Raw genomic sequence first — 18090 nt, 5'->3', positions numbered from 1 at the left:
CGCTGGCGCGCTCGTTTCCTGGGGTTCAAGCGGTGCACGCGCTTGCGCGCAGCCTCAGCTCCAATGGTGGGGCAATCGTACCAGTCCAGGCAGCGGCTTGGGGTAGATAAAGCGGAAGACGGTGTACTGGAACCATTGGTCGTAAACCGCCAGACCCGAGCCATCGAACAAAAAGGCGCTGACCACATAGTCACCGCTGTGCAAAGGCAGGTCCGGAAAGCTCAGCACCGACTGCCAGCTGCCATCGGGCAACTGCATGGGCACAGCGCCCTCTTCGTGCGTGGCCAGGCAGGCAATGCCCACGCCCCGGTTCTGCTCGATCATGAAGCCGATATTGGGCCGCTCGGCCCCATTGCCGCGCGCCTTGATGGTGACGACCAGGTCCTGGCCTTGCAACACCGGAGGCTCGCCCGGGCTCAGGTTGGCAATATCCACCGACAGAATGCAGGCGTTGCCAGCCTCTTCGGATTTGGGCAGGTTCGGCGGCTCCACGGCATAGGGCTCGGCCAGCGGATCGACAGGCTCTGTGGCGATCGCCGCTGCAGCCACATCGGCCAGGGCAGCTGGCGCAGCAACTGCCGCGTCATCCCCCCACTGCTGCCGGTCCTTCTCGTCCTGCTTCTGGCGCGTGCGCACATCGTAGGCCGCCAGCACCGCCTCGGTCTCGCCAAACATCTGCACCTGGCCCTGCTCCAGCCACAGCGCAGCATCGCAGAGATGGCGAATATGGTAGGGACTGTGCGAGCAAAAGAGGATGGTGCAGCCCTTCTGGCGAAAGTCCAGAATGCGCTCGATGCATTTCTTCTGAAAGCTCTGGTCACCGACGGCCAGCGCTTCGTCGACGATCAGCACATCGGGCTGCACGGCGGTGACCAGCGCAAAGGCCAGGCGCACATTCATGCCCGAGGAATAGGTTTTGACCGGCCGGTCGATCGCATCCTGCAGCTCGGAGAAGGCAATGATCTCCGGCTCCAGCTTGCGCATCTCCTCATGGCTGATGCCAATCAGGCTGCCGGCAAAATACAGGTTGTCGCGGCCGCTGAAATCAGGGTGGAAACCCGCGCCCAGCTCCAAAATGGCGGTGATGCGGCCGGAGCGCTCAATGGTGCCGGCCGAGGGTTGCATCGTGCCTGCCAGCAATTTGAGCAACGAGCTCTTGCCAGCCCCGTTGTCACCCACTACACCAATGCATTGGCCGCGCGCCAGGCTGAAGCTGACATCGCGCAGCGCCCAGTGGCTGCGGTGCATGGCCCGCCCCGTCAGCAGCGCCTTCACACGCTGGCGTGGGGAGTCATACAGCTTGTATTCCTTGCCCAGGTTCTTGACCACCAGCACGGCCGCGGTCTCTTGCGTCTTCGCCATCTGCACGCCCGTCATAGCCAGTCCACCAGCTGATCGCGGCTGCGCCGCACCAGCACATTCACCACCACGGCAAGCACTGCAATCCACACAGCGCTCACCACCCAGACTTGCAGCTCCGGCCACTGGCCCTGCAGCAGCGCAGACTGGTAGCCCATGACATAAGAGGCCATCGGGTTCAACCACAGCAGCCAGCGCCAGCCCTGCGGAAACATCGTGATCGGAAACAGGATCGGCGTCAGGTAGATACCCACCGACAGCATAAAGCCCACCAGCTGCACGGTATCACGCAAGGCCGCCGCAAAGATTGCCAGCGCATATGACAGCAGCAAGGTCATCAGCAACTGCATGGCCATCAGCGGCAGCAAGGCCAACACCCCCCACTGCATATGGTGCACAGGGATGTAGCACAGTGCCAGCAACAGCATCAGCGGACCAAAGATCCAGGAGCTGGCCAACACCGATCGCACCGGGAACAGCACCGGCGGCAGCGGGTTCTTCTGCAAGATGGATCCTGCCTCCAGCAGGCTGCCCATGCCGCGCGAGACCGCATCGCAAAACGCCATCCAGGGCAGCGCCCCCACAATCAGAAAGGTACCCACCGCATGGCTGGATGCGCCCTCACCCAGGCGCATCGCGAACACGATGTCGAACACGAGGTAATAAGCCGCAACGGACAGCAGCGGCTGGAGATAGGGCCAGATGACGCCCAGCGCAGTGCCCGCATGGCGTGCAGCGACCTCTCGGCGGGTCATCACGCCGACCAGGGCGCGACTGGCGACCAGTTCGCGGGTATTTTTTATCAAGGAATCCAGCATGGATGGGGAGAGCCTATCTGTGAGCGAGCCGAGCCTATCAGGCATGACATAAACAAGTCGAGGAGGCCTGGCCTCCTCTTTTGTTGCTTGCCTTAACAAAGGCTATTATTTTTGCGCCGCGAACTTGGCAGAGAATGCCTCCAGATTGGCGGAGTCGGCCTTGGTCTTCTCGTTGATCTTTTCAATCTCAGCCTTGCGCGCCTGCTGGATCGCCTGCTGGACAAATTGCTTCTCCAGTTGCGGCTTCACCTCTTCCAACGACATCGTACGCGCAGGCTTCTTCTCGATCAGCTTGATGATGTGGTAGCCGAACTGCGTCTTGATTACGGGGCTCAGTTCGCCCGGCTTGCTGAGCGCAAACGCAGCGGTTTCAAATTCAGGAGCGGTTTGACCCCGGGGTATCAGGCCCAGATCACCGCCTTTGAGCGCCGAGCCTGCATCGGAGGAATTGGTCTTGGCGAGTTGGGCGAAATCGGCACCGGAGGCCGCTTCTTGGCGCAGCTTCTCGATCTGTGCCTTGGCCTTTGCATCGTCCTGGTTGGCAATCAAGATATGCGCTACATGCGCCTGCTCAGGCGCTTGGTACTTATCTTTGTTGACCAGGTAAGCTGCGCTCACTTGCGCATCGACCACCTTCTGATCAGGTGTATGGTCCTTGTCGAATTTCACCAGGTATGCGTCTGACAGCACCTTGTCCGTCGCAATTCTGACAGCCGCCGCTGTCTCGGGCTGCTTGTCCATCTGCTCCTGGCTCGCTCGCAAGGCCAACACCCGGCGAACATAGATCGCATCAGCCATCTGGGCCACGCTTTCCTTGCGGGCCAAGAACGAGGCTCGCATTTCTTCCGGCATACGCTTGGCATCGCTCAAGATGTCACTCTCACGAACTGCAACACCATGACCTTCGATCAGCACCGGATCTGCCGCCTGTGCCATGACGGCCACACTGCTGGCTCCGAGTACCGCTGCCGCTCCAAGAGATGTCAACCAACTACGCATCTAGCATTCCTCAGCTCAAAAGAAGCAGCATAGCAAAGCTATGCGAATCATTCATGGATGAACCCCAGCGAAAAGCACGGGCATCCGGCATCATCCAAAAAGAAAAAAAGGACAGAGATCACTCTCTGTCCTTCGGTCTAGGCTAGAACTTTAGCTTATCGCTAGATTTACTGAGCAGCCACTGGCTTGGCGAAACGGTGAGGCCAGGTGATACCGTAGGTACCGCTGAAGCCGTTAGCTGCGCCACCGCTGTTCATCAGCTTGATGAACGAAGAACCCACCACTGGCAGAGCCTTGGTGTAGCTGATAGCGCCCCAACCGTTTTCGTAACCAACTTGCACGTTGGTACGAGCAACGGAAGCACCCAGCACCGAGGTACCAGCTGCGTCGTTGAACGACAGCACGTTCACTTCGCCGCAGAAGTCCAGACCCTTCAGGGTGCTTGGAGAGATCACAGCGCCGTTGCGCTTGGAGGTCTCTTCGCGATCCCAGAAGGTGTACGCGTTGGTGTTTGCGCAGATCAGGCCATTCGCGGTGTTCACGTAGGTGTTTTCTGGCGTGAAGTAACGGGCAGAAGCCAGATCCACCACGCCGGTGTTGAACACACGGTAAGCTGCATCGGTAGGCTTCTTCGTGTAGTCAGCACCCACGCTGTAACGGCGGGTAGGCATCGACAGCACCCAGTCGGTCTTGGCAGCAATCAGCGTGTCCAGCGCGAACTGGTTCGACACACCGTTGTTAGCCACAGCTTGCGTCAGACGCGAAGCTTGGGCTTCTGGGTTGGCAGTGGTAGCCAGGTAAGGGGTCGACAGGTCAGGGAAGTCGAAGTTCACTGGCTTGACGATGTTGCCCTTCAGCAGTGGGTCAGCGGTCAGCGAAGCTGCATTGCCCGAAGTAGCTGCGGAGTTGGTTTCGTCTTGTGGGAACAGCACGAAGTTACCGCGGCCATTGCCACCGGTAGCAGCGATAGCGGTAGCAGCACCGGAGAACGTGGTAGTTTGGTTCACGTTCAGGATGTACCAGTCAGCAGTCAGCTTACCCGATGGGGTATCGAAGCCCAGAGCAGAAGCTGCGGCCACGCTGGTGGTGCTCAGCGGGTTGATGTTCAGAGTTTGGTCCAGAACTTCAGACGTGCAAGGTGCAACGCCGTTCTTGTGCTTGGTAGCAAAGTAGATGGACTTTTCATCAGTGCTAGGCTTGATGTCAGCCATGTTCAGGATTTCAACGTAGCCTTCCTTGGTCTGAGCAGCGGTTGCATCAGATGGCAGACGGTCGGTCACGAATTGAACTTGCTGACCACGGATGTCAGGCAAGGTGCAGCTCTTGTCGTTCGTCAGGAAGGTAGAGCCTTGCTCGTTGCCTTGCACCGAACCAGTCCACACGTCGCCAGGCGACAGGAACACGGTGAAGTCCAAGATATCGTCAGAGTTGGCAGCGCCACGGAAACGAACCTTCAGAGCCTTGCCGTTGACGGTGTCAGTGTTCACCACGTGGAACACGGACATGTTGTCGTTTTGCGAGGTGAAGTAAGGCACCACCAGGATGTGGCCAGCGCCACCTTCGCTCTGCTCCAGAGTGGCAGCGGTAGCGGGGGTCATGCCGGTGTTAGGGAACACTTGAGCAGAAGCGGCGCCTGCAAAACCACCAATCATGGCAGCAATGCTCAGTGCCAGAACATTTTTCTTCATAAACACACTCCAGTTAAAAAAAGTTAGTCAGCGCAACTACCACGATTGTTTACGCTAAGAAATAATAGCATAGCGCTCACGGGGTATGCAAAGCTAGCAGCCTGTTTTTTTTAGTCGATTGTTGAGAATTTACAACAACCAACCATGCACAGTGGCTCGCGCGCACCCCTGTCAGCATCAAGGTGCCTGGTAGAGGTTCCACCGACCGTCTTCGAGCAACCAAGTTTGCTTCGAATACATGTCAATGGTACCCATTTTTCGACCGGGAATCGGAGGATTGACGCTCAAATTCACGCCCACCTCGCACTTTTCAGGTTCACAGGTGGCCTTCTGTACCTTAGCGGCTACAGCAAAAGTCGCCATGTAGTTTCGGGCGAATCGCTTGTCATCCACCGCAAGGCGAAAAGCCTCATTCATATAGCTGCGGGTCTTTTCTGCATCACCTTGAAGCCTTGCATCCCAATAGGCTTGCGCGCGCTTCATAACAGCTTGCTCGGGGGGATCTGGCTGAAAGCTGGCGCAAGCCACCAGTGAAGCGGCAGCACCGATTGCAAACAAAGCTTTCGCGGATTGGATCATCAGGTTAGAAGTCATTTTTCAGTATCTCTACAACATAGTTCTTTACTGCGCTTGCACCGGTTGCACCGGGGCAACACGGGATGCAGGGGCGGGGGCATTGTTGGCACGCATCAGCAGATCATCATCGTTCAAGCCGCGCAGGCGGTCACGCAGCTCCTCACTGACTTCGCGCACATCCACATCAGTACGCACCACACGAGGTGTCATCACGAGCAAAAGTTCCGTGCGTCTTGAGTTTCTGTTGGTGGTGCTGAAGGCTTTTCCGATGATCGGAATGTCTTTCAGCAAAGGAATGCCAGAGTCATTATTTTCAGTACGGTCTCTGATCAAGCCGCCCATCACGATTGATTCACCCGAGCGCACGGCCAGCTTGCTGGTCAATTGGCGGTTGGAGAATTTGGTCTGCTGCGATGCGGCATCGAGACCCGCGTCATCGATCACCGACTGGTCGATCTGCAAACTGACCATATTGCCGGAGTTGACGGAAGGCGTGACATTCAAGATCACCCCGGTGTCCTTGAGCTGGTAGTTGTCTGACAGAAAGCTGGTCGACGTGATGGTGCTGCTGACCTTGACCGGAATTTGCTCGCCCACCGAAATGGAGGCGGGGTGGTTGTCCATCACCATCACCGAAGGGCTGGACAGCATCTTCACTTGCCCCTGCCCCGCGACGGCACTCAAGCGAGCCGCGAGATCACCACCACTGTTGAACAGCGAATAGGTAAAGTTGCCCGCTGCCGCAGCAATAGGGCTAGTGGTCGTGTTGTTCAACGTGCCAAGGCTGCCGGTGCCCGAGAAATTGCGCCCTCCGATGCCGCTGTTACGGAACAACCACTCCACACCGTACGCCAAGTTGTCATTGAGTGTCACCTCAATGATGCTGGCCTCAATCAGCACCTGGATAGGCGCCACATCCAGGCGCTTGAGTGACGCCTCGATCTTTCGGAACTGCGAACCCGTGGACCAAACCAGGATGGTGTTGTTGAACTCGTCTGCCACCACGCGGATATCACCAATCGCAGTGGCAGTGATCGTTGGCGTGCCGCCTTGCTGTTGGGCGGTGCCGGTGTTGCCAAAACGGTTGGAATTATTGTTGCCAAACCCGGAGGAGAAACCGGAGGTGCTGCCAAAACTGTTGAAACCACCACCAAAGCGGTTGTTGTTATTGTTGTTGACGCCGTTCAGCCCGGGCGCTACGCCGGAAGTCATGTTGCCGGCGGCACCTTGCTGGCCACCAAAGATGCCATTGAGCACCTGGGCCAGGTACTTGGCATTGCCGTTCTGTACGCGGTAGACATACAGTTCAGGCTCGCTGCCCCCGTAGCCGGGCACATCGAGGCGGCGAATCCAGCGCTCTGCCTCATCCAGGTAGGAGGCGCGCGGCGTGATCACCATCAGCGCATTGAGGCGCGGGATCGGCAGCACCCGCAAAGCACCGAACAGGGGGTTGGAATCGCCCAGCGAGGTCAGCAGCGCAGCCGCCGCTGCCGCATTGCCACTGAGTTGGTTATTGCCGCTACCGCTGGCAGCAGCACCGGTTGCCTGGCCGGGACGGCGTTGCGCGGCAGCGCTGGCCGCTCCACCCGCAATACCCGCCGACGCTGCAGCGCCCTGCCCTTGCGCCGCCTGGCCGCCGCCACCATTGACCATTTGCAGCGCCGCACTGACTTCTTCGATCGAGGCGTGCTTCAGCGGGTAGATGCCTACCGACATCCCCTTGAGCAGGTCCACGTCAAAAGTCTTGACCATCTCCATCCAGCCTTCGGACTGGGTGCGCGTACCCTGCATGATCAGCACGTTGCGCACGGTATCGACCTTGATCAACGCTTCGGCCGGAATGATGGGCTTGAGGATGTTGGACATCTCGGTGGCGCCAATGTATTGCAGCGGCACCACGATCACACCGTAGCCCGGTGCCATGCTGCCCGGCGCACCAGCGATGCGCACATTGCCGACCAGGCTGCGCAGCACCTCGGGCTTGCCGACCTGGTAGGTGCCGCGGGCATCGCGCACCATCGCCAGACCATTGGCCTGCAGCGCCGCTTCCAGCAGAAAGACGGCCTTGTCCGGATCGATCGGCTTGGGCGTCGTCAAAGTCACCGTGCCCTGCAGCGGCGGGTGCATCACATAGTCGATCTTCAGAATATCGCCCATCACCGTGCGAACCACCTCGGCGACTGGTGCTTCCTCGAAACGGAAGCTGACCGGCGCGCCACCGGTGATAGGTGTGGACTTGTCAATATTCAGCAGCTTATCGGTGCCGCGCATCACACGCGGCTCGGTCGATTGCTCTTCCTCATCACTACCCATCTTGGGGGAGATCAGGATATTGGGCGCCTGCAGCACAGGCGGCTGAGCAGCCACTTGGGCTGCAGGCTGTGCCGCAGGCAGCGGTGCTGCAGTTTGCGCCTGCGCCGGCAGCAGCATGCCGATCTGGCCCAGTGCAACTACCAGCGCCGTGTTGAAAAATACGGGAGACTTCATGGTTCTAACCCTAGGATCTATCTATTTATAGAGATTGCCACGCTCAGGGGCGCTGGGCAGCGGTAGAGCCGCCGAGGCTTGCACGGCGACGCGGTGGGAGTGTATCGGCGCCTGCAGGCGGCTGCCCGATTTGGGCGGGCATAGCTCTTTGCGGCACATTGGTCTCTGTCGCGGGACCGAAGCCTTGCTGCAGCTTGCCTTTTTGCAAGGCAATTTCCTTGGTCACGCCAGCGCGGGTGAAATACACCCGGTTTTCCGCTACCGAACTCAGGGTCCAGCCATCGAGCAAGCCCTGCAATGGCAAGGATTTGTCCTTGCCCTGGAACTTGATAATGATCCCGCCGGTCTTGCCATCCTCGCTGATATAGACACCACTCAGCACCGCGTCCGCCAGATAGTCGGGAGGCGGGGGCGGTGCTTCTGCGGCCGCTACCGGAGGCGGAGGCGGCGGGCGGCGGGTGGGGGAGAACAAGGGACGGTCCAGCATCGCCAAAAACTGGCTGTGATCCATCGGCTGCGCCTTGCCCAAATGGGGCACGATACCATCCAGGTTGGACTTCTGGCCTCGGGGCATCGCCCAATGGGTATTTTTCAACCCGCCACTTGGACTGAGCCACATCCAGACCAAAGCCAGCGCCAACACCATATTGGCAGCTATCAGAATGACACTTATATAGCGCTTCATGGACGCTCCCTCAACACGCTCAAGGTCATCTGGAGACTCAGACGAGGCGCCATCTTGTCATTCATCACTTGCAAAGTGCCCTGGTTTCTGACTTCCACGTCGGCCAGCAACATCACCGGCAGTTGCTCATTCAAGACAGCCAGTGCGCTGTCCACTGCAAGCAGATCCCCTTCGGCCCGTACCGACAACGGAATGCGGTCAAAACCTTTTTCTTCTTTGGCAGGCAGCACCTGGCTGCTCACCACAGTCAACCCTGCCGTGGTCAGAAGGCTACGCACCTTCTGTTGCACCGCGTTGCCCGTCTGTGCCACATCCTGGTTCGCGGGGTAAATATACTCGGCGCGGATCTGCAGGGCACGTTCCAGCGACTGGTCGATCTCCTCGCGCTGCAGATCCAGGCCACGCAGTCGCGCATAACGGGGTTCAAACTCCGATAGGCGGGCCTGCGCCCAAAGGTGCTTGCTGGCGACATAAGTGCCAAGACCGATCAAAGGCAGCAGCACCAGCAATGCAGTGGCGACCAGGATCAGCAGTTCTTTGCGGTTGGGACGGGTCACGATCATGGCTGTTTCCCTCCAGCTTCAGCGGGAGGGGTTACGGATCCTCCCAAACTGGCTCTCGGCTTCGTACTGCCACCCAATGTGGCTCGGGACGCAGGGCGTGGGGCAGAATCCGGGACGGCACCTGCTGCCGGGGCACCGGCGGCGGCAGGAACAGGCGCAGGGGCAACGGGGGCTGGAGGTGCATCCGCGCCAACGGGCGCACCAGCAGCAGGCTCTACAGGCTGCGGTTTAGCGGCAGCTTCCACTACCGTCTTAGGGCCAAAAACCTTGGCATCCAAACCCAGCTCGATGGTGAAACTCTCTTTATTACCGCCACCCATGCGGGTAGCAGCACTGGGTGCACGCACATCCTTGACGCCCTCTTGGTTGCTGAGCTTTTGCATCAGGGCCGAGGCATTCTCAGTCAAGCCGGAGATCGTCACCTTGCTGCCCTGGATACGCGCTGATTGCAAGGCCGTATCGTCAGGCAACACATTGGTCAGCATGCTGAGCACCTGGACCCCATCAATGCGCTCGGCCAACAGCTCTGACAGACCAGCGACCTTGTCGGCACTCTGAATCAGCGTATCGCGTTTGGCGACTACATCGGCGGTCTTAGCGGCCATACCCTCATAGGCATGGGTGGCCTCAATCGCACGCATTCGCAACTGTGCAGTAGGAGTAGCGGCAATCGCAGCGAGCAGCAGCACAGCAAGCGCCACCCCAGCGACATTCCACCACAGCCGCTTGCGACCCAGTGCATAACGGGCTTGCTCACCAAAGCCCTGGAACACCACCGGCCTGCGTTCCGGTGCAAACACCCAGACTTCGGGCTGCTCCAACGACTCGGCCTTGGATTGGCCCTTGAGCGTCTGCAGATGCAGTTGCTGGGCCACCTGCGCCTGCAGATAGGGCTCGGTCTGCGCTCGGGAAGCCAGCACCACCAGCAATTTGACCGCCTTGCTGCTGCGGCTCAACTCGGTATAGCCCCAGAGAAGATCATCGGCAGCAAAAGGGCTGATCGCCTGCACTTCCAATTCAGCAGCGCTGGCGCAATCCTGAGGATCCAGTGCAGGCAGGGCCACTGTCTTGCGCAGCACCATGTGCTCGGGCAGTTCCAACGCCCAAAACACAGGCTCACGCCCAGGTTTAAGCACCGGCTCGCCGCTTTCCCACACCACGGTAGGGACGCCCTCTGCAGGTACCAGCCGCAGCATTTGCGCGGGCCGCAGCCATGACAGCGGCGGCCACTGCGGCGCCCTGCGCCAGGTTTTTAAAATATCGGCCTTGAGCTGGTTCAGATCCAGCCCAAAAAAGCGCGATTCAGTAGAAATTGCCATAAGGGTGCTTTGCTTCGATCAGGATGCTGGCTTCAGCATCTGGCGCGCTTCAAACGTATACCAGGGCAGGCCGTCTCTCGTTCTGGCCCCGAAGTACACACTGCGATCTACAAGAAAAATCCGTCCGTCCGCCATCGGCACCTGGGCCGTTATGCGGTAGCGGCGCTGTGCGCCGCCAGGGCGCGCCAAGTTGGCGTCCAGGCCAGTGGTGTCCAGCCCTGGCTGACCACGCGATGCAGCGATACGGGCTGCAATGCCCTCATCTCCGTTAGCCAGCACCCGCAGCACATCCGGAGGCGACGCCAACGGATTGACCGTGGCGCCTCCTGAGCCGGCGGTCGCCGCCGTGATCAAGGGCGCGAGTCTAGCATAGAGGTCGTAATCGATTCCGGGCACCTGCATCAGGTCTTCTATCGCCTCAAAACGCTCCGGCCGGCGGCCATCGAGCGAAGAGCGCTCCCGGCGATCGAGGACCGCTACCGCAAGCTCCTGGGCGGCGCCTTCCGGCAATCCCCCGCCCACGCTCATCAGCGCCGTCAGCAGCGGCAACGATGCGCCATTGATATTGATCAGGCCGTTGAGCGGCATCACACTGACCGCTACCTGGGTACCCTGGTAATTGACCGAGGTCTCGGTGGTCTCCTGCAAAATGGTGCGATCGGCCGCCAGCTGCTGCAGCACCATGACCACGGCCGCATCGCCCACGGCCTGCGCGGTCACCTTGTCCTTGGCCACGCCAATCATCTTGGCTTCCTGGCGCACGACGCCGCTGACGCCGGTCACCATCAGGCTGAGCGCAGCCACCAACCAGAGCACGGCGATCAAAGCCATGCCTTGTTGCTGAGGTCCGGCCTGCGTACGGTGTTGAAGAGGTGCTCGCATCATCCCAAGGAACCTCCCAGGCTCGCACCACCACCACCGCCGCGTGGGTCGCCAGCAGGCATCACGCGCAACTGCACCACCACCGGTGGCAGCACCGAGGTGTCGGTAGTCATCACCACCTGCACCGCCTGGGGAAGCCGGTCGACCGCCCCCCAGTCGCTGCCCCATTGCGGCGGATCGATCGCGCCATCCAGGTACTGAAAAGACAAACCGGTCGCATGCGTCAGCAGCGGATACGTCTGCGCCGCACCCCAGTCGGGCAGCGTCTGCGCATCGGTCCAGGGCAAATAACTCAGCACAATGGCTGGTGCGCCGTCGTAGCTGCCCATTGCCAGCCGGAAATGGTAGCGGCCACCCACGCCATAACGCGCAGGCATCACCCCTACCCAGGTCATCGACTGGCCAGCGCCTTCAAAGAAAAATGCCGAAGGCGCGGCACTGAGCATGCCCTGCTGCTGCAAGCCCTGCACGCGTTTGGCAGAGATACGGCCCAGCACGGCGCGCAAAAAATCGGTGCTGGCACGCGACTCGTCCATGCGTTCGAGCCGGTTGTCGATACTGGTTTCGGTGCGGCCCATTGTTCCCATGGCGCCGGCCAGACCCAAGACGATCAGCGACAGCAAGGACATGGCCACCAGCATCTCCACCAGCGTGAAGCCGGCGGCCGTGCGGCGTGGGCATGGATTGCCATGCGTCCATAAAGAAGTACGAATGCGGCTCATCCTGCGGGCACCACATTCTCAGCAGGATCGGGTGGCCTGCGCTGTGCACGCAAGGTGGTGAGCTCGAACACACGCGGGCGGTCGCCCTCCGCCCAGTTCACGCTGATATGCACCTCATGGAGCACGGGGATGTTCGGGCTCTCGTCCACCCCGGTCTTGAACGGTGCGCTCTGCACGCTCCATTGGTAGCCATTGCTTTGGCCGGACTCGTTCCAGCCGCTTTCATAGACCGAATCGCGCGAGTCCATGATGGACTGCGCCAGCTGCACCGCATATTGGTAACGATCGAGATCGCCGACGCTGCGCGCATTGCTGCCGGTGGCCCGGTAGATCATGCCCAATGAGATCGCCATGATGGACAGCGCCACCAGAATCTCCAGCAGGGTCATGCCACGCTGGCGCCGGGTCCGCCGGGACAGGGACGACTGCCGCCTCATTGGAACAAAGGCTCCTGGGTGACCCGGCCCGACAGCCAGTCCACCCGCAACCGCGTGCCGGCACCATTCTTGCGCAGAATCTCCACACTGCCGCCGGTCGAGCCGCCCGAGGCCAGGAACACGATCGAGGCCGAACTGTTGGGCACAAACTCGCGATCTGCCACCGTGGTGCGCAGATCCACGGTCTCTGGAATGTCCTTGACCGAGCCCGCATAACCGTAGTGCCGGGTCTGCAGGTCGACGGTAAAGCGCACTGGCTCACCTTGGGACACCGCAACGTACCGGGCCGAACGTAGTTGGCTGATCATTGTGCGCACGGTGTCACGGTACTGCACCCCGTCCTTGAGCCGGTCATAGGCGACCGGCGCCATCGCCACCACCAGGGCCATGATGGCGAACACCACCATCAGCTCGATCAAGGTAAAGCCTTGATGGGCTGCTGGGCGCTTTGCGGCGCGCGGGTGTCGGCTCAGCCATGGCAAGGCAGTCGGCACGGGGAGTTCCTGGTCAAACCTGAGAAGAAACGCAGGCCGGGTTACTGCGCGTTGCGCACATCGGCAGCTTCGCCTTCACCACCAGGCTGACCATCGGCGCCCAGCGACAGGATCTCCACCCGGCCACCGTTGTAGCTGTAACGGTAGGGATTGTTCCAAGGGTCATTGGGAACGCCGCCCGACAGATACGGACCGTTCCAGCCGCGCACATTGCCCGGCTGCTTGGCCAGCGCATCCAGACCTTCTTCGGTGGTCGGGTAGCGGCCGGTGTCCAGCTTGAAGATATCGAGTGCCTTTTGCAGGTCAGCAATCTGCACGCCCGCAGTCTTGGACTTGGCGCCGCCCAACTGGCTCAGCACCTTGGGGCCGACCAGACCGGCCAGCAAGGTCAGGATGGCCAGCACCACCAGCAGTTCGATCAGCGTAAAACCACGGCTCTTGCGTGGCGTCTTTTGGGTGAAAAAGGCCTTCATGGCGGGCTCTCCTTGCAGTATAAAAATTAAGCAGCCAGATCGTTGACGGACAGAATGCCCATCAGGATCGACACAATGATGGAGGCAATCATGATGCCCAGGACGAGGATCAGCACAGGCTCGATCATCGTCAGGGCGCGTTTGATGCCGGTTTCCACCTCGCGGTTCAATATATTCGACAGCTCCAGCATCATCGAGCCCAGGCGCCCGGTCTCTTCACCGACGCGCACCAGGTTCACCGCCAGCGGCTCGAACACCGTCGTGGTGTTCATCGCCTGCACCATCTTTCCGCCTTCCTTGACGATGGGCGGAATCTTGGCCAGCTCCGCCTGGATCAGGCGGTTGCTGACCGTATCGGTCGCAATATGCAGTGCCGTCAGCAACGGCACACCATTGCCCAGCAAGGTACCCAGCGAGCGCGAATACAGGGTCAGCTGGTACTTGAGCGCCAGGCGCCCCAGAATCGGCATGCGCAGCAACACGCCCTGCCACCACAACCGGCCCTTGGGCGAGCGCAGCCAGCTGCGCAGCAGGTAGACCACCGCCGCGCCACCGAGCAACACCACCCAGCCGTTCTTGCGGAACACCTGGCCAATGGTCATCACGATCTTGGTCGGCGTGGGCAGCGCATCACCCATGTCAGTGAACAGTTTCTCGAACTGCGGCACCACAAAGCCCAGCATCGCGATCAGCGACAGAATCGCGACCGCCACCAGAATCATCGGGTAGATGGTGGCCGAGACCACGCTTTCCTTGAGCGCGCGCTGGCGCTCCAGATGCTCTACCAGCCGCTGCAACACGGCCGACATCTGGCCGCTGGCCTCACCCGAGCGCACCATATTGATGTAGAAATCGCCAAACAGCTCCTGGTGCACCATCAGCGCCTTGGACAGCGGCACCCCGCCCTTGACCGCTTCGAGCACGCCGGTCAGCAGCTCGCGCATGCTCTCCTTGAAGGCCATGTCGATCAGCACGCGCAGTGCATTGTCCAGCGCGAGGCCGGCTTTGAGCATGATCGACAGCTCCGAGGTCATCGCCAGCACATCGGCGGCCTTGGCCGGGCCCTTTTGCGACTTGGTCGCCTTGGCCTTGCCAATCGCGCTGGCCGCAGCGGCCGGCTTGGCCCCTGCTGCCTTGGCCCCCGCGGGCATCAGTGCAGCAGCATCTGCCCCGTCGACAATGCGCACCGGCGTGAGCTTTTGCGCACGCAGGTGCTTTTGCACTGCCGCCGCATTGGGCGCTTGGAAAGTGCCGCGAACCTGCTCACCCGCAGCATTGATCGCGTGCCAGGCAAAATCAGCCATCGATCTGGTCCTGGGTGACGCGGGCGACTTCGTCCAACGTGGTCATGCCGGCGGCCACCTTGCGCAGGCCGTCCTCGTGCAGACTCAGCATGCCGGATTTGGCCGCCAGGTTGAACAGCTCGTTCGAATCCTTGCCCGCATTGATGGCATTGCGCATCGGCTCATCGAGCACGAAAAGCTCATGGATGCCGGTACGGCCCTTGTAGCCGGTCTGGCGGCAGGCGTTGCAGCCCACCGCACGGTAGATGGGCTGGCCCACTTCGCTGAAGCGCGCCAGGCCGGAGCGCTTGCGCACCTCCTCGCCAGGCTCGTAGGCCTCCTTGCAATTGCCGCACAAGGTGCGCACCAGGCGCTGGGCCAGCACGCCGTTGACAGAGGAGGTGATCAGGTAGCTCTCCACGCCCATGTCCTGCATACGAGTGATGGCACCGGCAGCGGTGTTGGTGTGCAGGGTAGACAGCACCAGGTGACCCGTCAGCGCGGACTGCACGGCAATCTGCGCCGTTTCACCGTCGCGCATTTCACCGATCATGATGATGTCCGGGTCCTGGCGCAGGATGGAGCGCAGCGCGTTGGCAAAGGTCAGGTTGATCTGGGCATGCACCTGGATCTGGTTGATCCCTTCGAGCTGGTACTCGACCGGGTCCTCCACGGTGATGATCTTGTTTTCCAGCGCATCGATCTTGGACAGCGCCGCATACAAGGTAGTGGTCTTGCCCGAACCCGTGGGCCCGGTCACCAGCAAAATGCCGTGCGGGCGGGCCAGCAGGTCGTTGAACTTGGACAGCGTGTCCTTCGCAAAGCCCATGGTTTCCAGCTGCAACCGCACGCTGGCGCGGTCCAGCACACGCATCACGATGCTCTCGCCATGCACGGTAGGCACGGTGGAGACCCGCAGGTCGAGCTCACGGCCCTTGACGCGCGTCTTGATGCGGCCGTCTTGCGGCAGCCGGCGCTCGGCAATGTCCAGATGCGCCATCAGCTTGACACGCGAGCCTACGGCCGCGGACAGGCGTGGCGGCACCAGTTCACCGGGGTGGATCACGCCATCGACGCGGTAGCGCACATGCAGGCCATCGTCAAAAGGCTCCAGGTGAATGTCAGACGCACGCAGATCGGTCACCTTGCCGATGATGCTGTTGACCAGGCGGATCACCGGCGCCTCGCTGGCCAGGTCCTTCAGATGCTCGACAAAGTCGCCGACATCGGAGCCGTCGCCAAACATGTCATCGCCGTCTTCCTCTTCGGCTTCCGGCTCAGGCTCCTGCAGCGCTTTTTCAATATCGGCCTGCAGTGCCAGATGCGGGCGAATCTGCAGACCGGTCGACATCTGCAGCGCCTTGATGACGAACGGATCCTGGGGCGAAGCCATCGCCACGTCCAGCACACCATCTTGCAGTTGCAACGGAAAGACGTGCTGCGACTGCTGGAACTCGGGCATCAGGCCCGGCACGCTGATCGCCTCGGCCGGAAAATCCGTACCCAAGGTGAAAGGAATCTGCAGCTGGGTGGCCAGCGTCTGCATCAAATCCGGCTCGGAGACCAGGCCCAGCTGGACCAGCACCTGGCCGATGAGGCTGCCCATCTCCTGCTGCGCCTGCAGCGCACGCTCCAGGTCGCGCGGCGACAGCTTGCCGGCCTGCACCAGCATCTCGCCCAGCAAAGGGCGGCGCCCGGACCCAAGGGCCAGGGCTGCGTCGCTGAAATCGTCAATGGTGCTGGTGCTCATGCGTCTATGGTCTCTGAAGCCTATGGCAGGCGTGGTATCCATCCCCTTAGCCTATAGGGCACCCAGTGTAGGGGCCAGGCATGGGAGACATTTGGTAGGAAAGGCAAACTCAGGCAAAAACATCGGCCTCGGCAAAGGCCTTGCCCTGCTGGTCCTTGGCCGACAGCTGTGGCTCCAGGCCGTTCAACTGCCAGTCAATCGACAACTGTGCATCATTCCAGATAATGCAGCGTTCGTGGGCCGGCGCGTAGTAATCTGTTGTTTTGTATAGAAACTCGGCGGTATCACTGACCACCACAAATCCATGTGCAAAACCGGGCGGCACCCACAGCTGGCGCTGGTTGTCTTCGCTCAGCTCGACGGCCACCCAGTGGCCGAAAGTCGCCGAGCTTTTGCGGATATCGACGGCCACATCAATCACCCGGCCTTGCACCACCCGCACCAGCTTGCCCTGCGCTTGCTCCAGCTGGTAGTGCAGGCCACGCAACACACCCCGGCTGCTCTTGCTGTGGTTGTCCTGCACAAAGTCATAGTGCCGGCCCACGGCGGCATCAAAAGCCCGCTGGTTGAAGCTCTCGTAGAAAAAACCGCGCGCATCGCCAAACACCTTGGGCTCGATGATCTTGACGTCCGGCAGTGCCGTATCAATCGCTTGCATGGCTTTACTCCCTGGGCTCCAGCAACAGCCGCTGCAGGTACTGGCCGTAGCCGTTCTTGGCCAAGGGTTTGGCCAGGGCCGCCAGTTGCTCGTCCCCGATATAGCCGCTGCGCCAGGCGATCTCTTCCGGGCAGGCAATCTTCAGGCCTTGGCGGCTTTCCAACGTAGCGATGAACTGGCCTGCATCCAACAGGCTGTCATGCGTGCCGGTATCCAGCCAGGCATAGCCCCGGCCCATGATCTCCACACTCAGCTGCCCCTGCTCCAGGTACAGGCGGTTCAGGTCGGTGATCTCCAGCTCGCCACGAGGCGATGGCTGGAGGCTTTTGGCCAGATCCACCACCTGGCTGTCATAGAAATACAAGCCCGTGACCGCGTAGTTGCTCTTGGGCTTGGCGGGCTTTTCCTCCAGCGACAACACCTTGCCCTGCTTGTCAAAGTCGGCCACGCCATAGCGCTCGGGGTCGGTCACATGGTAGGCAAAGACACTGGCGCCCGTATCACGCTGCATCGCGCTGGCCAGCAGCGTGTGGAAATCATGGCCATAGAATATGTTGTCACCCAGCACCAGCGCGCTCGGCGCACCGGCCAGAAAGTCCTCGCCAATCAGAAAGGCCTGCGCCAGCCCATCAGGGCTGGGCTGCACGGCGTATTCCAAGTGGATGCCCCACTGGCTGCCATCGCCCAGCAGCTGCTCGAAGCGCGGGGTGTCCTGCGGCGTGCTGATGATCAGGATCTCCTTGATCCCCGCCAGCATCAAGGTGGTCAGCGGGTAGTAGATCATCGGCTTGTCGTACACCGGCAGCAGCTGCTTGCTGACCGCCAGGGTGGCCGGGTGCAGGCGGGTGCCGGAGCCGCCCGCCAAAATGATGCCTTTGCGTGCTTGCACTGTCATGT

The 18090-nt window shown here is 60.7% G+C and carries 18 protein-coding genes; all 18 read right to left on the bottom strand.

The genetic code is table 11. The features are described from left to right. Nucleotides 1-54 precede the first annotated feature (54 nt). Nucleotides 55-1377, bottom strand: coding sequence for an ABC transporter ATP-binding protein (locus tag ACHWUQ_RS05490; RefSeq protein ID WP_394680545.1), 1323 nt, complete (start codon nucleotides 1375-1377; stop codon nucleotides 55-57). Continuing rightward, the gene (locus ACHWUQ_RS05485; protein WP_182325625.1) at nucleotides 1374-2177 is read right to left on the bottom strand and encodes an ABC transporter permease; all 804 of its coding nucleotides are present in this window, start codon (nucleotides 2175-2177) and stop codon (nucleotides 1374-1376) included. Before ACHWUQ_RS05485 ends, ACHWUQ_RS05490 begins: the two co-directional genes overlap by 4 nt. A 105-nt stretch (nucleotides 2178-2282) precedes the next feature. Further along, complete coding sequence (locus ACHWUQ_RS05480; protein WP_239810581.1) at nucleotides 2283-3176, bottom strand: peptidylprolyl isomerase; 894 nt, start codon at nucleotides 3174-3176, stop codon at nucleotides 2283-2285. A gap of 167 nt (nucleotides 3177-3343) precedes the next feature. After that, the gene (locus tag ACHWUQ_RS05475) at nucleotides 3344-4864 is read right to left on the bottom strand and encodes a cell surface protein (RefSeq protein WP_239810580.1); all 1521 of its coding nucleotides are present in this window, start codon (nucleotides 4862-4864) and stop codon (nucleotides 3344-3346) included. A 177-nt stretch (nucleotides 4865-5041) separates the two neighbouring features. Beyond that, the gene (locus ACHWUQ_RS05470) at nucleotides 5042-5458 is read right to left on the bottom strand and encodes a hypothetical protein (protein ID WP_394680544.1); all 417 of its coding nucleotides are present in this window, start codon (nucleotides 5456-5458) and stop codon (nucleotides 5042-5044) included. Between the two features lie 27 nt (nucleotides 5459-5485). After that, a complete protein-coding gene (gene gspD / locus ACHWUQ_RS05465) occupies nucleotides 5486-7927 on the bottom strand; it encodes a type II secretion system secretin GspD (RefSeq protein ID WP_394680543.1) in 2442 nt (813 codons plus the stop codon). Between the two features lie 43 nt (nucleotides 7928-7970). Further along, nucleotides 7971-8612, bottom strand: a complete 642-nt coding sequence (locus ACHWUQ_RS05460) for a hypothetical protein (protein ID WP_394680542.1) — start codon at nucleotides 8610-8612, stop codon at nucleotides 7971-7973. After that, a complete protein-coding gene (gene gspM / locus ACHWUQ_RS05455; RefSeq protein ID WP_239810576.1) occupies nucleotides 8609-9175 on the bottom strand; it encodes a type II secretion system protein GspM in 567 nt (188 codons plus the stop codon). Before gspM ends, ACHWUQ_RS05460 begins: the two co-directional genes overlap by 4 nt. After that, nucleotides 9172-10494: a PilN domain-containing protein gene (locus ACHWUQ_RS05450; RefSeq protein ID WP_394680541.1), complete on the bottom strand. Its 1323-nt coding sequence runs from the start codon at nucleotides 10492-10494 to the stop codon at nucleotides 9172-9174. The genes gspM and ACHWUQ_RS05450 overlap by 4 nt, the downstream gene beginning before the upstream one ends. Nucleotides 10495-10512: 18 nt before the next feature. Next, nucleotides 10513-11325 (bottom strand): general secretion pathway protein GspK, encoded by an 813-nt coding sequence (locus tag ACHWUQ_RS05445; RefSeq protein ID WP_239810574.1) that lies wholly within the window; start codon nucleotides 11323-11325, stop codon nucleotides 10513-10515. 50 nt (nucleotides 11326-11375) lie between these two features. Next, on the bottom strand, nucleotides 11376-12098 hold the full coding sequence (locus ACHWUQ_RS05440) for a prepilin-type N-terminal cleavage/methylation domain-containing protein (protein ID WP_239810573.1): 723 nt from the start codon (nucleotides 12096-12098) through the stop codon (nucleotides 11376-11378). After that, nucleotides 12095-12535, bottom strand: coding sequence for a prepilin-type N-terminal cleavage/methylation domain-containing protein (locus tag ACHWUQ_RS05435; RefSeq protein ID WP_394680540.1), 441 nt, complete (start codon nucleotides 12533-12535; stop codon nucleotides 12095-12097). The genes ACHWUQ_RS05440 and ACHWUQ_RS05435 overlap by 4 nt, the downstream gene beginning before the upstream one ends. After that, on the bottom strand, nucleotides 12532-13029 hold the full coding sequence (locus tag ACHWUQ_RS05430) for a GspH/FimT family pseudopilin (protein WP_239810571.1): 498 nt from the start codon (nucleotides 13027-13029) through the stop codon (nucleotides 12532-12534). Before ACHWUQ_RS05430 ends, ACHWUQ_RS05435 begins: the two co-directional genes overlap by 4 nt. A gap of 41 nt (nucleotides 13030-13070) precedes the next feature. Continuing rightward, the gene (gspG, locus tag ACHWUQ_RS05425) at nucleotides 13071-13502 is read right to left on the bottom strand and encodes a type II secretion system major pseudopilin GspG (RefSeq protein ID WP_239810570.1); all 432 of its coding nucleotides are present in this window, start codon (nucleotides 13500-13502) and stop codon (nucleotides 13071-13073) included. Nucleotides 13503-13528: 26 nt separating this feature from the next. Continuing rightward, nucleotides 13529-14806: a type II secretion system F family protein gene (locus ACHWUQ_RS05420; RefSeq protein WP_394680539.1), complete on the bottom strand. Its 1278-nt coding sequence runs from the start codon at nucleotides 14804-14806 to the stop codon at nucleotides 13529-13531. After that, entirely contained in the window at nucleotides 14799-16457 is a 1659-nt protein-coding gene (gene gspE, locus ACHWUQ_RS05415) for a type II secretion system ATPase GspE (protein ID WP_373450656.1), read from the bottom strand. Before gspE ends, ACHWUQ_RS05420 begins: the two co-directional genes overlap by 8 nt. A gap of 187 nt (nucleotides 16458-16644) precedes the next feature. Then, on the bottom strand, nucleotides 16645-17193 hold the full coding sequence (gene rfbC / locus ACHWUQ_RS05410; RefSeq protein WP_239810567.1) for a dTDP-4-dehydrorhamnose 3,5-epimerase: 549 nt from the start codon (nucleotides 17191-17193) through the stop codon (nucleotides 16645-16647). A gap of 4 nt (nucleotides 17194-17197) precedes the next feature. After that, nucleotides 17198-18088: a glucose-1-phosphate thymidylyltransferase RfbA gene (gene rfbA / locus ACHWUQ_RS05405; protein WP_394680538.1), complete on the bottom strand. Its 891-nt coding sequence runs from the start codon at nucleotides 18086-18088 to the stop codon at nucleotides 17198-17200. Nucleotides 18089-18090 lie beyond the last annotated feature (2 nt).

It is taken from the genome of uncultured Comamonas sp., assembly GCF_964277875.1.
Classification (GTDB): domain Bacteria; phylum Pseudomonadota; class Gammaproteobacteria; order Burkholderiales; family Burkholderiaceae_C; genus Comamonas; species Comamonas sediminis.
This window is presented reverse-complemented; position numbering and strand designations above follow the sequence as displayed.

What these genes read in the sequence shown, in the direction of transcription:
- ACHWUQ_RS05490 (WP_394680545.1), bottom strand. Translation starts at nt 1,377, where the DNA reads ATGACGGGCGTGCAGATGGCGAAGACGCAAGAGACCGCGGCCGTGCTG.
- ACHWUQ_RS05485 (WP_182325625.1), bottom strand. Translation starts at nt 2,177, where the DNA reads ATGCTGGATTCCTTGATAAAAAATACCCGCGAACTGGTCGCCAGTCGC.
- ACHWUQ_RS05480 (WP_239810581.1), bottom strand. Translation starts at nt 3,176, where the DNA reads ATGCGTAGTTGGTTGACATCTCTTGGAGCGGCAGCGGTACTCGGAGCC.
- ACHWUQ_RS05475 (WP_239810580.1), bottom strand. Translation starts at nt 4,864, where the DNA reads ATGAAGAAAAATGTTCTGGCACTGAGCATTGCTGCCATGATTGGTGGT.
- ACHWUQ_RS05470 (WP_394680544.1), bottom strand. Translation starts at nt 5,458, where the DNA reads ATGACTTCTAACCTGATGATCCAATCCGCGAAAGCTTTGTTTGCAATC.
- gspD (WP_394680543.1), bottom strand. Translation starts at nt 7,927, where the DNA reads ATGAAGTCTCCCGTATTTTTCAACACGGCGCTGGTAGTTGCACTGGGC.
- ACHWUQ_RS05460 (WP_394680542.1), bottom strand. Translation starts at nt 8,612, where the DNA reads ATGAAGCGCTATATAAGTGTCATTCTGATAGCTGCCAATATGGTGTTG.
- gspM (WP_239810576.1), bottom strand. Translation starts at nt 9,175, where the DNA reads ATGATCGTGACCCGTCCCAACCGCAAAGAACTGCTGATCCTGGTCGCC.
- ACHWUQ_RS05450 (WP_394680541.1), bottom strand. Translation starts at nt 10,494, where the DNA reads ATGGCAATTTCTACTGAATCGCGCTTTTTTGGGCTGGATCTGAACCAG.
- ACHWUQ_RS05445 (WP_239810574.1), bottom strand. Translation starts at nt 11,325, where the DNA reads ATGGCTTTGATCGCCGTGCTCTGGTTGGTGGCTGCGCTCAGCCTGATG.
- ACHWUQ_RS05440 (WP_239810573.1), bottom strand. Translation starts at nt 12,098, where the DNA reads ATGAGCCGCATTCGTACTTCTTTATGGACGCATGGCAATCCATGCCCA.
- ACHWUQ_RS05435 (WP_394680540.1), bottom strand. Translation starts at nt 12,535, where the DNA reads ATGAGGCGGCAGTCGTCCCTGTCCCGGCGGACCCGGCGCCAGCGTGGC.
- gspG (WP_239810570.1), bottom strand. Translation starts at nt 13,502, where the DNA reads ATGAAGGCCTTTTTCACCCAAAAGACGCCACGCAAGAGCCGTGGTTTT.
- ACHWUQ_RS05420 (WP_394680539.1), bottom strand. Translation starts at nt 14,806, where the DNA reads ATGGCTGATTTTGCCTGGCACGCGATCAATGCTGCGGGTGAGCAGGTT.
- gspE (WP_373450656.1), bottom strand. Translation starts at nt 16,457, where the DNA reads ATGCTGGTGCAGGCCGGCAAGCTGTCGCCGCGCGACCTGGAGCGTGCG.
- rfbC (WP_239810567.1), bottom strand. Translation starts at nt 17,193, where the DNA reads ATGCAAGCGATTGATACGGCACTGCCGGACGTCAAGATCATCGAGCCC.
- rfbA (WP_394680538.1), bottom strand. Translation starts at nt 18,088, where the DNA reads ATGACAGTGCAAGCACGCAAAGGCATCATTTTGGCGGGCGGCTCCGGC.